Here is a 12,646-nt window from a genome sequence, read left to right as displayed (position 1 = left end):
GGGTCAGGCGGCGCGTTCTTGCGGCTGACGGCTGGGTGCCTCTTCCTTCCCGGCGAGAATCCGGTTATCTGCGACCTTACGGAGTTACCTATGACCACTGCTGTACCCACCGGTTCCCAGCCTGCATTTTCATCGGCGGGTGGCCACGCCGATGGCGAGGGGATGTGTGAGATTTCCGGGCATCCGGCTTACCGGATCACTGGCTTCGAAGGGATGGAGCCGTTTCTGGTGAGTTTGTTGTCCGAGGGGGACATGTGGTGTTTTGTCTCCTCGATGGGTTCGTTGACTGCGGGGCGGGTGGAGCCGGCCTACTGCCTCTTTCCGTATGTCACCGACAACGAGATCCATCAGGCGCACGGGCATACGGGACCTGTCAGTGTGCTTCGGGTGTCGAGAGGTGGGGAAGCGGATGTCTGGCGACCGCTTGAGGGGGCTGCCGATGAGCAGCGGTCTCGGTCGCTGGCTAAGACGGTGCTGGGCGATCGGCTGATGGCCGAGGAGCATCATCGGGAGCATGGCCTGCTCTACCGAGCGCAGCTGGCTCCGACGGCTGAGCTGGGTCTGATTCGGACGGTGACGCTGGAGAACACCTCGCAGACCGAGTCGGTGGAGGTTGAGGTGTTGGATGGTTTTCGTGGATTGTTGCCGGCGAATATCGAGTTGTCGACACTGTCTCGGGCGTCCTGTCTGATTGATGCGTACACGCAGGCCGAGGCTCTGCCGGATACCGGGTTGACGACGATCTCGCTGACCTCCTGCATTGTGGATTCGACCGAGCCGTCTGAGGCGCTCTATGCCAATACGGCCTGGGCTACGGGCTTGCCGTTTCGGGCGTTGACGCTAGATGTGCATGACGTTGAGCGTTTTGTGAATGGGGAGGCGATTGGTGCGTGTCACCTGCTTCAGGGTCAGCGGAGTGCGTATCTGGTTCAGAGCGGCTTCCGGCTTGAACCGGGTGAGCGACGCACCTGGCATGTGGTGCTGGATTCTCGTCGCAGCCAGCGCCAGGTTGTTGCCTTGCAGCAGATGCTGGGTCGCGAGGGTGAGGCTGTACTTGCGATCGAGGGTGCGCTCGAGCGCACGCATGGTGCTCTGCTCAGGAATGTGGATAGCGCGGATGCGGCACAGGTGACCGGCGATTCGGTCAGTAGCGCTCATCATGTCAGCAATGTGCTTTTCAACAATGCGCGAGGGGGGGTTCCGGTTGAGCATTACGCGGCGCCTGCGGCCGATCTGCTGGATTTTACGGAGACAAGGCACCGACCGGCCGTGGCCGCGATCGAGGCTCTGGTAGAGGGTCGGGAGAAGGTCAGCGTTCTGGAGCTTCTTGAACGTGTCCGGACTGGTGGTGATCCGAATGTGCAGCGCCTGTTGTTGGAGTATCTGCCGCTGACTTTTGGCCGCCGGCATGGTGACCCGAGTCGGCCGTGGAACTACTTCGCGATTCATGTGCAGGATGAGCATGGGGAGCCGGTTCTGAATCATCAGGGGAACTGGCGGGACATTTTCCAGAACTGGGAAGCGCTGGCGCTGAGTTATCCGGGGTTTCTGCCTCAGATGATCAGCAAGTTCGTCAATGCGTCCACGGTCGATGGGTTCAACCCCTATCGGATCACGCGGGATGGCATCGACTGGGAGAAGCCTAACCCCGAGGATCCCTGGGCGAACATCGGGTACTGGGGCGACCACCAGCTGATCTATCTGCTGCGTCTGCTCGAATTACTGGACAAGCACGATCCGGATGCGCTTGAGCAGATGCTGCGTTGGCGGTGTTACTCCTATGCGGACGTTCCTTATCGCATCAAGCCCTATGCCGATTTGGTGCGAGACCCGAGGGATACGATCCTGTTTGACGCGGAACTCGACCGCGCGATTTCAGTTCGTGTCGAACGGTTGGGGACCGATGGGCGCTTGCTGTTGGACACGAAAGGTGAGGTTCATCACGTGGGGTTGTTGGAGAAGCTTCTGGTCCCGCTGCTGAGCAAGCTGTCCAACCTGGTTCCTGAGGGTGGGATCTGGATGAACACCCAGCGTCCCGAGTGGAATGACGCGAACAATGCGCTGGCGGGCTACGGCATCTCGGTAGTGACACTTGCCTATCTGCACCGTTACGCAGGTTTTATCGAGGCACTGGCCGAGCGTGTGCCGTCTGAGGCCCTGGTGGTTTCGGAGCGGGTGCTGGCCTGGTTGACGGGTCTCGCTGAAGGGCTGGGGGAGATCGCTTCACGGGCTGGTGAGCGGATGTCGGATGTGGATCGGAAGGCGGCGATGGATCGGCTTGGTCGTTGCTTCGAGGCTTACCGGAACGAGGTGTATACGAGTGGCCCTGGGGATCCGGTTTCGATCGATCGCGAGCGTCTGGTTGCGTTGTTGCGGGATGCCAGGGCGATCAGTCGCGAAGGGCTTGCGGCCAATCGTCGCGAAGACCAACTCTACTACAGCTACAACGTGATCAATCTTGATGAGGGGTCGGCTGAGATTCAGCGGCTGCCGCTCATGCTGGAGGGCCAGGTGGCGGTGCTTTCATCGGGTGCGCTCGGTGACCAGGAGGCGATAGCGTTGCTGGAGGCACTCTTTGCATCGTCCCTGTACAGGGACGATCAGAAGACCTTCATGCTGTATCCGAGGCGTGAGATGCCTGGTTTTCTTGATCGGGGTCGCGTGCCTGAGGACGTGGTTTCTCGCTATCCACTTCTTCGCGAGCTCGAAGCGGCTGGCGATGGGCGTGTGATACAGCGGGATGACGGGGGCGCGATGCGGTTTGTAGGGTCGATCACCAATCGCAAGGCTTTAGAGAAGGTGATGGATGGCTGCGAAGGGCTTTCCCGGGAGGCAAGGCTGGCGTTGTTCAGATTACACGAAGAGGTTTTTCGGCATCGTTCTTATACGGGCAGATCGGGGAGCATGTTTGCTTACGAGGGGAACGGCTGCATCTACTGGCACATGGTTGCGAAGCTGTTGCTGGCGGCCCAAGAGTCGGGCGGCCGTACGGTTTCTGCGGAAAGCGGGGAGCGGTTGCGTACGTTGTATCGCGACATCCGTTCGGGGTTGGGCTTCAATAAGACGGCGAGTGAGTATGGCGCATTCCCGCTTGATGCTTATTCGCACTCGGCCTGGGCAACGGGAGCGCGTCAGCCGGGCATGACGGGTCAGGTGAAGGAGGAGGTCATCACGCGTTGGTACGAGTTAGGGATTCGGGTTGAGGGTGGATGCTATCGTTTTGCGTTCGAGGCGATCGATGAGACTGAGTGGCTTGGGGAGCCCGGTCAGCTTGTTTACCACGACCTGCGAGGCGAACTTGCGCGTCTTGATCTGCAGCTTGATGAACTGGCGTTGACGATCTGTCAGACGCCTGTCGTTTACAGGCGTGGCGGCAAGGATCCGGTGATCGAAGTGCATGAGCCTGAAGGCGGGGTGCAAACCATCTCGGGGCATGATCTGCCTCGCGATTTGAGTGCTTCGATCATGCGTCGCGAGGGTCGGGTCTCCCGGCTGGTGGTTGTTGGCTGATGCATAGCCGAGTCGTGAGGATGGTATAGGCGGCTTGGGCAGACTGGGAAACCTGGATGTTCTGTTAGCGGTTAGGTTTGCACTTGCTGGTATGGCTACTTGTGTCATGGGGTATGTCAGGTGCGCGTTTTGGCGGGTTGAGGCTTGCCTTGGTGGTGGTCCGGTGCATGCTTATCCATCCTGAAGGCTTGGTATGGCGGGCGGTTTTTGGGTCTGGAGGATGGCTGGATGAATCGCAGTGTGGCTTTAGCGCTGGTCTGTCTGTCGGTCGGGGTCGGTACGCGGGATGCCGACGCGGTGAGTTTTCAGGGGTTGGGTGATCTGCCGGGAGGATCGAGCTTCAGTTCGGTACAGGCGTTGAGTGGGGATGGGCGGGTGGCGGTTGGGAGCAGCGGGAGCCTGGGGCCTGCGGGTGCGCGCACCGAGGCGTTTCTCTGGCGTCCTGATTTGGGAATGATCGGCCTTGGCGATTTGCCGGGCGGGCGGAATGACAGCTTTGCCCTGGGCGTGAATGGTGATGGTTCTGTGGTGGTTGGTTACAGCGGTGCCCTGGCCGGCGACGGGCAACCGAAGCACGAGGCTTTTCGCTGGACGTTTGAAGATGGGATGTCCGGGCTGGGTGACTTGCCGGGTGGGGAAGAGGTGAGTTTCGCTCAGGGTGTGAGCGGGGACGGACAAACGGTGGTCGGGTACAGCGGAGCTACTGGGTTGAATGGTGGGAATAGGGTCGAGGGTTTTGCCTGGCAGCAAGGGACGGGCATGGTTGGTCTCGGAGACTTGCCCGGGGGGACCGCGTTTAGCCGGGCTTATGCTGCGAGTGATGATGGCTCGGTGATCGTGGGGTACAGCGAGAGCTCGCGTCAGAACGGGAGCGGGCGCAGGAACGAGGCGTTTGTCTTTACTGCCGATGGGGGCATGTCGGGTCTGGGTGATCTGCCGGGTGGGGATGAGAACAGCATCGCTCTCGATGTGAGTGCTGATGGCGGCACGGTGGTGGGTTTCAGCTCAGCAGCCAGCCGTGATCCGTTTGGACGCGACCGGGACGCTGCTTTCATCTGGACAAGCGATACGGGCATGCGGGCTCTGGGTGATCTTGCGGGTGGAAGTGAGCTGAGTCGTGCCTATGGCGTCAGTGCGGATGGTTCTGTCGTGGTGGGTGAGGTGGTGGCTGCTGGTGGCGGGATGTTTGAGGCGTTTATCTGGCGTGAGGGCGAGGGGATGCGGCTACTCAATGAGTATCTGGTTGATGACCTCGGTCTCGATCTCGCCGGGTGGCGCCTTGGTCCGGCGAGGGGTGTTTCAGATGATGGCCTGACGGTTGCGGGGACGGGCGTGAATCCCAGCGGCCAGATGGAAGGGTGGATCGCCAGGCTTGGCGAACCGGTGCCAACGCCCTCGACTGGCGTTTGGATCGCTATGGGTGTTTGGCGGCTGCTTTCGTGCCGTCGTGACTCTGCTATCTGAGCGGGCTCCTTCGTGGGCTTCGGTGTTGTCATGGTGGATGGAGGTGGTCTTGAATGCCGGTGTGTCAACGCAGCGGTTGAATCTGTGCTGTTTTGCCAGCGATGCGCTGCTTAGAGTCCCCAGCGGGGTTGGCCGGTGGCTTCGAGGACGCTGAACCAGAGTTCGCCCTGGGGATTGACTTGTTGTCGTTTGGCGATGGCGGCTGGGATGGGGATGTTGAGATAGCGGCCGTGCCACTTGCCGACGATCATCTCGGTGCGGCCTGCCATGGCTGCGTGGACGGCATAGGCGGCGAGGCGGAAGCAGAGCACGCTGTCGTGCGGGGTCGAGGGCAGTCCGCGGATGAGATAGCTGGGGTCGACGTACTTGATGGCGCTATCGGGGATGGTCTGCTTGATTCTGTCGATCAGGTAGGGGCCGATGTCGGCGAGTTTTTTGTTGCCTGAGCGGTCGGTCCCTGTGGGTTGGAGGTGTTCCTGGCCGAAGCCCTCTGCCACGACGATGACGGCGTGGCCGCGGCGATCGAGTCGTTGTTTGAGGTGATGGAGCAGGCCGTTGTCACCATCGAGCGGGACGCTGACTTCTGGGATCAGGCAGTAGTTGGCGTCGTTGCTGGCCAGACAGGCGTAGGCGGCGATGAAGCCCGAGTGGCGTCCCATGAGCTTGACCAGCCCGATGCCTTGGCGGGCGGCGCGGGCTTCGTTGTGGGCGGTTTCTATGGCGGCGTAAGCGCGGGTGAAGGCGGTTTGGAATCCGAAGGATTGCTCGACATAGGAGATGTCGTTATCGATCGTTTTCGGGATGCCAACGATGGCGATGCTGAGGCCTCGTTGTCGTGCTGCCTGGGACAGGGCGAGGGCTCCGCGTTGGGTGCCATCGCCGCCGATGGTGAAGAGGATGTTGATCTCGCGCTCGACGAGGTAATCGAGCATGGTGTCGATGTCCTGGGGTCCGCGTGACGAGCCCAGGATGGTTCCGCCATCTTTGTGGATGCTCTCGACGACGTCGGGCGTGAGTTCGAGGGGGGTGTGTCCGAAGCTGGGGTTCAGCCCTTCGTAGCCGTAACGATAGCCGTCGATCTGTGTGACCTGGTAGCGGTGGTGGAGCACCATGACGAGCCCGCGTATGACGTCGTTTAGTCCGGGGCAGAGACCGCCACAGGTGACGATTCCGGCTCTTGTGCTGGCGGGGTAGAAGTAGAGCTCCGGCCAGGCCCCTGCGACTTCGAAGCTAGGTGGTGTCTGATCTTTGGGGAGTGCTTGCAGGGCCCGGAGGGTGTCGTGATAGAGCAGGCGGTCGGTGGTGTTGGGGCCGGATTCATCGGCCAATCGGAGCATCTGGGCGGCGGGCAGCGGAGATGGGTGGGTCGCTGGTCCCAGTGTGCTGACGTTAAGATCGGGGGCGTTAAGGAGGGGCATGATCTTCTGAGGGTCCTTATCGATATCGCTTGGGTATGGCTGAAGGCGGCTGAAGGAGGTGGTCTGAAAAACAAACCGTTCAATCCTTTATAATTCGCCACCCACCGTCTCGGCCAGACCGGCCGAAATCAAACTAAATACCTCCTAATTCGAGGATGTGAAAGATGACGACATCTTTACAGGGCAACGCTGTGATTGGTCAGTCAGGTGGCCCGACCGCGGTCATTAACCAGTCGCTGGTTGGTGTGATTGAGGGCCTGAAGGGCAAGCCGGGCGTGCAGAAGATCCTGGGGGCTCGGCACGCGGTGAGCGGGATTATCAAGAACGACTTCATCGAGTTGCAGGACCTGAGTCAGGCGCAGCTTGATGCTTTGGCGGCGACGCCTTCCGCGGGTCTGGGGTCATCACGGGACAAGCCTGACGCGGCGTACTGCGAGAAGATCTTCGAGGTTTTCAAGCAGCAGAACGTGCGTTACTTCTTCTACATCGGCGGGAACGATTCTTCGGACACCTGCCGGATTGTGAATGAGATGGCAAAGGCACAGGACTATGAGATGCACTGCTTCCACGTGCCAAAGACCATCGATAACGATCTGGTGAAGAATGACCACACGCCGGGTTTTGGTTCCGCGGCGAAGTTTGTGGCTCAGGCCTTCATGGGCGACAACCTTGATAATGCTGCGTTGCCCGGGATCAAGATCAACGTCATCATGGGCCGGCACGCGGGTTTCCTCACGGCGGCTTCCATGCTCGGTCGTCGATCTGCGGCAGATGGCCCGCACCTGATTTATGTCCCGGAGGTTGCTTTCAGCGAGGAGAAGTTTCTGGCGGATGTCGACCGCGTCTTCAAGGAGCGTGGGCGTTGTCTGATCGCGGTGTCGGAGGGCATTCACGATTCGGACGGGCAGCCGTTGGTGACCAAGCTCGCGAAGGATGTGGAGAAGGATGCGCACGGGAACGTGCAGTTGTCGGGCACGGGGGCGCTTGGGGATCTGCTCGCAAACCTGATTAAGGAGAAGCTGGGTGCGAAGCGGGTGCGTGCGGACACGTTCGGGTATCTGCAGCGCTGCTTTGCGGGTGTGGTCTCGGAAGCGGACGCGCGCGAGGCTCGTGGTTCCGGCAGGAAGGCGGCGGAGTTGGCGACGAGTGGCGACATTGACGGATCGATCGCGATCGTTCGGACCTCGGACAACCCATACACCGTCGAGTATCAACGGATCGAGCTGACGGATGTGGCGGCGAAGACCAAGACACTGGATCCCAAGTACATCGTGGATGGCTGTGACATCGATGCTTCGTTTAAGGATTACCTGGGGCCGATTGTTGGTGAGCTGCCGAAAGTCGAGACGCTGCTATAGCCAGCGACTCTTTTGTTGATGTGATTTGGCCCCGGGTCTCGGCCCGGGGCTATTTTTTGTGTGATCCCAGCCAGTCAAGAACCTTCCTGGGCTTCCAGGCGTTGAGCACGTCATTGGCGGTGGCGCCGGCGCGGCGGGCGGTAAGGATGCCGTACTGGAGCTGATTGAAATCCTGCTGGCTGTGGGCGTCGGTGTTGATGGCGAGGGGCACGCCGGCTTCGATCGCGAGGGTGGCGTGGGTGTCGCGGAGGTCGAGCCGGTAGTGATTGGCGTTGATTTCGAGGGCGACGCCATGAGCTTCTGCGGCGTCGATGATAGCTGTGATATCGGGACTCAGGCCCTCTCTGCGGTTGATGAGCCTGCCGGTCGGGTGGCCGATGATGTGGACGTGGGGGTGTTCGATGGCGGCAATCAGCCGGGCCGTGGCTGTGTCTGGGTCTTGCGAGAGTGCGGCGTGGGGTGAGGCCACGACGATATCGAGCTCGGCGAGCAGATCGTCAGGGTAGTCAAGGCTGCCATCGGCGAGGATGTCGACTTCGCTGCCGGCGAGCAGGGTGATTTTCCTGCCGAAGCGGCTGTTGGCCTCGCGGACGGCCTGGATGTGCTCGCGGATTCGTTCTTCAGAGAGTCCACGGGCCTGGACCTGGCTCTTTGAATGATCGGTGATGGCCAGGATCTTGAGCCCCCGTGCGATGGCGGCTTCGGCCATCTCATCGATCGACAGACTGCCGTCGCTGGCTGTGGTGTGTGTGTGCAGGTCGGCGAGGATATCGGCTTGCTCGATCAGCTTGGGGAGCTTTCGGTTTTTGCTCTCAAAGGCCTTCTGGGCCTGGTCGATCTCGCCTCGGTCTTCTCTGCGTTCGGGAGGGACGTAGGCCAGATCGAGGGCGGCAAAGACGTCTTCTTCGGCGGCACCGGTGACGAGTTGTTTGGTGTCGCCTTGGCCCTGCTGAGGGGCTTTGCCTTTCCAGAGGCCGTATTCGTTGAGCGAGAGTCCGCGGTCTTGGGCGCGGGCGCGCAGGCGGACATTGTGCTCCTTGGATCCGGTGAAGTACATGAGGGCGGCGCCGAAGCTGGTGCTGGGAACCATGCGGAGATCGACCTGTATCTCTGGGCCGTCAGGGTGGCTCTGCATACGGGCGGAGGCCTTGGTCGCGCCCTCGGCGAGGATCTCGGTCACGAGGTCCAGCCTGTTGAACGCCTTGGCCATCTTCTTGCGTTTGGGCTCATCGGCATCGGTACGGACGAGGATGTCGATGTCGCCGATGGTCTCTTTACCCCGGCGCAGGCTGCCGGCGTAGACGGCTTCGTCGACGTGCTCGAAGCCTTTAACTGCCTCTAGCACTGCTTTGGCGAGTGTCATGGCCGTTCCCAGCCGGACGCGGCCGGCTGAGCAATCGAGGAACGCGAGATTTTTGCGGATGGCCTGAAGTTTCTTTTCGCCAAGGCCTTTGATCGCGGCGACTTCTGCCGATTTCTGGTCGTCTTCGAGGGCCTGTTTGAGGTCTTCGATCGAGGTGATGTCGGCCTCTTTCCAGAGCAGCTGGACTGTCTTCGGGCCAAGGCCGGAGACGGAGAGCAGGGCCGGGAGCCCGGTGGGGATTTTGGCGAGGAGGTCTTTGCGTTCCTGGATATCGCCAGTTTCTGCCCATTCGGTGATTCGGCCGGCGACGCCTTTGCCGATGCCGTCGATGTCCAGGAGTTCGGCGGTGGGGAGAGAGGCCAGTGGTGTGGGGTGGTCCTCGGCGGTGCGGGCGGCTTTTTGGAGAGCGATCACCTTGAAGCGGTTGGCACCCAGGATTTCTTGCAGGTGAGCCATCTCCTGTAGGATTGCGGCCAGTTCGGCATTGGTCTTGGGCATGATGCTCTGAGCTTACGCGTGCTGGCGGGGTGCGTGTAGCCGGCCGTTTGCTGAATTCCATCCTTTTCTTCCCTATGGTCAAGGCAGGATGCAGACCTTCTATGACGATGATGATGAAACATGGCGAACGGGCTGGCAGTGAGACGGTGTTAGAGATGACCCCGCTGGGTGGGCAGCCCGCGAGTGGTTTCGAGCGCCGGCACGTGGGGGTTTCTCCCGATGCCGAGCGGCGGATGCTCTCGGTGCTGGGCCTGTCGACCCTCGACCAGTTGATGGATGAGGTGGTGCCCGCTGGGGTTCGGTCTTCGGGTGTTCCTGACTTGCCTGATGCGGTGGATGAGCCTCAGGCGTTGGCTGAGTTGCGGGCCCTGGCCGACCAGAACGTGGTGCTCAAGCCGATGATTGGCCAGGGGTATCACGGGGTTGTAACGATGCCGGCGATTCAGCGGCACATTCTTGAGAACCCGCGGTGGTATACGGCTTATACGCCGTACCAGTCAGAGATCAGCCAGGGGCGTCTTGAGGCTCTCCTGAACTTTCAGACGATGATCGCGGAGTTGACGGGTTTGCCTGTGGCGAACGCCTCGTTGCTGGATGAAGCAACGGCGGCTGCTGAGGCGATGAGTCTTTGCGTGTCGGTGGCCAAGGGGCAGCGGCGTGTGTTTCTGGCTTCGGATCGGTGTCATCCTCAGACGCTTGTGGTTTTGGGGACACGCTGTGGGTCGATGGGCGTTGAGCTTCGTGTGGTCGATCCTCATTCGCTGGCCGAAGCTGACCTTGAAGCGGTGGCGGGCGTGCTCGTTCAGCGGCCGGATACATTTGGTCGGATCGACAGTTTTGATGGATTGTGTGAGCAGGCGCGCGAGGCGGGCTGCCTGGTTGTGGCCGCGTGTGATCCGTTATCACTGTTGCTGCTGCAGCCGCCGAGTGCATGGGGCGGGGAAGGCGCGGACATCGCGATCGGTTCGGCTCAGCGATTTGGTGTGCCACTGGGTTATGGTGGCCCGCATGCGGCGTACTTCGCGACCAAGCAGGCTCATCTGCGGAAGGTCCCGGGTCGGATCGTGGGTGTCTCAAAGGACGCGGCGGGTCGTCGTGCCCTGCGGTTGACGCTTCAGACGCGTGAGCAGCATATCCGTCGGGACAAGGCGACCTCAAACATCTGCACGGCGCAGGTGCTGCTGGCGGTGGTGGCATCGATGCACGGGTTGTATCACGGGCCGGAGGGGCTACGGGAGATTGCGGAGCGTGTGCGATCGTCTGCCGAGCGGCTTCGGCAAACGCTCCAGGCGGCGGGACTCGAAGTGTCTGAGGGGCCGGTCTTCGACAGCATCGTGGTGACCGTTTCCGAAAGCGATGCTGTACTTGCAGCGGCTGAGGCAGAGGGCCTACTGCTTCGACGGATTGATGAACGGCGTGTTGGCATCAGTGTTGATGAGACAACGCGAGACGAGAACCTGCTGGGTGTGCTGCGTGCGTTGGGTGTCAATGATGCGTTGGTTGACGAGGCGGGCGACTTGCCTAACTCGCTCAAGCGAACGGGTGGGCTGATGGAGCATGAAGTGTTTCATGCGTATCGGAGTGAGTCACGGTTGTTGCGCTATATCGACGGTCTGGAGCGTAAGGACTTGACGCTGGCACAGTCGATGATTCCGCTTGGCAGTTGCACGATGAAGCTGAACGCGGCGGCGGAGTTGGCACCGATTGGGTGGGACACCTGGAATGGCCTGCACCCGTATGCACCCAAGCGGCATACGCGGGGCTACCAGTCGATGATCGGTCAGCTGGAGCACTGGCTGGCGGAGCTGACGGGATTTGATGGGGCATCGCTCCAGCCGAACGCGGGGTCGCAGGGCGAGTATGCGGGGTTGCTGGCAATCAAGGCTTATCACGCCGCCAATGGTCAGTCTGAGCGTGACGTGGTGCTCATTCCGACATCGGCTCATGGGACGAATCCGGCCTCAGCGGTGATCGCCGGGCTGCGAGTGGTTCCGGTGAGTTGCAACAAGCATGGCGATGTCGACCTCGACGATCTGCGGTCGAAGGCTGAGGCTCATTCGGATCGGCTGGCGGCCATGATGGTGACGTACCCATCCACGCATGGCGTGTTTGAGCCGGGTGTGGCGGAGGCTTGCGCGATCGTCCACGAGCATGGCGGGCAGGTATATATGGATGGGGCGAATCTGAACGCTCAGGTGGGGTTGTGCCGGCCGGGTGATTACGGGGCGGATGTCTGTCACCTGAATCTGCACAAGACCTTCTGCATTCCGCATGGCGGGGGTGGTCCTGGCGTCGGGCCTATTGCGGTAGCTGCTCATCTGCGCCCTTATCTGCCGGGTGATCCTCTGGAGGCTCAGGGTAACCATGTAGGTGCTGTGTCCGCGGCCAACTATGGGTCTGCGTCGATTCTGGTGATCTCCTGGATGTACCTGCGGATGATGGGGCTGGCGGGGGTCAGGCGTGCGACGGCGACGGCGATACTGAGTTCGAATTACATGGCCACGCGGCTTGCAGAGTACTACCCGGTGCTGTTTACGGGCAAGACCGGCAGAGTGGCACACGAGTTCATCGTCGATTGTCGTCCGTTTGAAGCTGCTGCGGGTCTGACCGTGGAGGACATCGCGAAGCGGTTGATGGACTTCGGGTTTCACGCGCCAACGATGTCCTGGCCGGTGGCGGGGACGCTGATGATCGAGCCGACGGAGTCGGAAGACCTCGAGGAGATGGATCGTTTCTGCGATGCGATGATTCAGATTCGTCGTGAGATCGACCGGGTTGCTGCAGGGGAGTGGCCGCGTGACGACAACCCGCTCAAGCGGGCCCCGCATCCGGCGGAAGACCTGATGTCGGATGCCTGGAATCGTGCTTATTCTCGGGAGCAGGCGGCCTATCCGCTTGACTGGGTACGTGCACGCAAGTTCTGGCCTCCGATCTCTCGGACGGATAACGCTTATGGTGACAGGAATCCGGCGTGCACGTGCCCGTCGGTGGAAGAGCTTGCCTGATTCGTTTTGATCGATGCTGTTCCGGGCCAA

The 12,646-nt window shown here is 61.0% G+C and carries 6 protein-coding genes; 4 read left to right on the top strand and 2 right to left on the bottom strand.

Features of this window, described 5'->3' with window-relative positions:
- Window positions 1-90 precede the first annotated feature (90 nt).
- A complete protein-coding gene (locus ACQZAB_RS05025; RefSeq protein ID WP_428387647.1) occupies window positions 91-3,510 on the top strand; it encodes a hypothetical protein in 3,420 nt (1,139 codons plus the stop codon).
- A gap of 228 nt (window positions 3,511-3,738) precedes the next feature.
- The gene (locus ACQZAB_RS05020) at window positions 3,739-4,974 is read left to right on the top strand and encodes a PEP-CTERM sorting domain-containing protein (RefSeq protein WP_428387645.1); all 1,236 of its coding nucleotides are present in this window, start codon (window positions 3,739-3,741) and stop codon (window positions 4,972-4,974) included.
- A 110-nt stretch (window positions 4,975-5,084) separates the two neighbouring features.
- Here ACQZAB_RS05020 and ACQZAB_RS05015 read toward each other — a convergent pair whose 3' ends face one another.
- Window positions 5,085-6,392, bottom strand: coding sequence for an ATP-dependent 6-phosphofructokinase (locus tag ACQZAB_RS05015; RefSeq protein ID WP_428387643.1), 1,308 nt, complete (start codon window positions 6,390-6,392; stop codon window positions 5,085-5,087).
- Between the two features lie 164 nt (window positions 6,393-6,556).
- Here ACQZAB_RS05015 and ACQZAB_RS05010 point away from each other — a divergent pair, with 164 nt between their 5' ends.
- Complete coding sequence (locus ACQZAB_RS05010) at window positions 6,557-7,750, top strand: 6-phosphofructokinase (protein WP_428387641.1); 1,194 nt, start codon at window positions 6,557-6,559, stop codon at window positions 7,748-7,750.
- Window positions 7,751-7,799: 49 nt separating this feature from the next.
- Here the strand turns inward: ACQZAB_RS05010 and polX are convergent, their stop codons facing one another.
- A complete protein-coding gene (gene polX / locus ACQZAB_RS05005; protein ID WP_428387640.1) occupies window positions 7,800-9,611 on the bottom strand; it encodes a DNA polymerase/3'-5' exonuclease PolX in 1,812 nt (603 codons plus the stop codon).
- A 113-nt stretch (window positions 9,612-9,724) separates the two neighbouring features.
- Between polX and gcvP the strand changes: the two genes are divergently transcribed.
- On the top strand, window positions 9,725-12,616 hold the full coding sequence (gene gcvP, locus ACQZAB_RS05000; RefSeq protein WP_428387638.1) for an aminomethyl-transferring glycine dehydrogenase: 2,892 nt from the start codon (window positions 9,725-9,727) through the stop codon (window positions 12,614-12,616).
- Window positions 12,617-12,646: the final 30 nt, after the last annotated feature.

This window comes from Mucisphaera sp. (assembly GCF_965279675.1).
Classification (GTDB): Bacteria; Planctomycetota; Phycisphaerae; order Phycisphaerales; family Phycisphaeraceae; genus Mucisphaera.
Note: the sequence above shows the minus strand (reverse complement) of the source record. Positions and strands in the feature narration are given on the sequence as shown.

Coding starts and splice junctions, on each gene's coding strand:
- ACQZAB_RS05025 (WP_428387647.1), top strand. CDS start 91: ATGACCACTGCTGTACCCACCGGTTCCCAGCCTGCATTTTCATCGGCG.
- ACQZAB_RS05020 (WP_428387645.1), top strand. CDS start 3,739: ATGAATCGCAGTGTGGCTTTAGCGCTGGTCTGTCTGTCGGTCGGGGTC.
- ACQZAB_RS05015 (WP_428387643.1), bottom strand. CDS start 6,392: ATGCCCCTCCTTAACGCCCCCGATCTTAACGTCAGCACACTGGGACCA.
- ACQZAB_RS05010 (WP_428387641.1), top strand. CDS start 6,557: ATGACGACATCTTTACAGGGCAACGCTGTGATTGGTCAGTCAGGTGGC.
- polX (WP_428387640.1), bottom strand. CDS start 9,611: ATGCCCAAGACCAATGCCGAACTGGCCGCAATCCTACAGGAGATGGCT.
- gcvP (WP_428387638.1), top strand. CDS start 9,725: ATGAAACATGGCGAACGGGCTGGCAGTGAGACGGTGTTAGAGATGACC.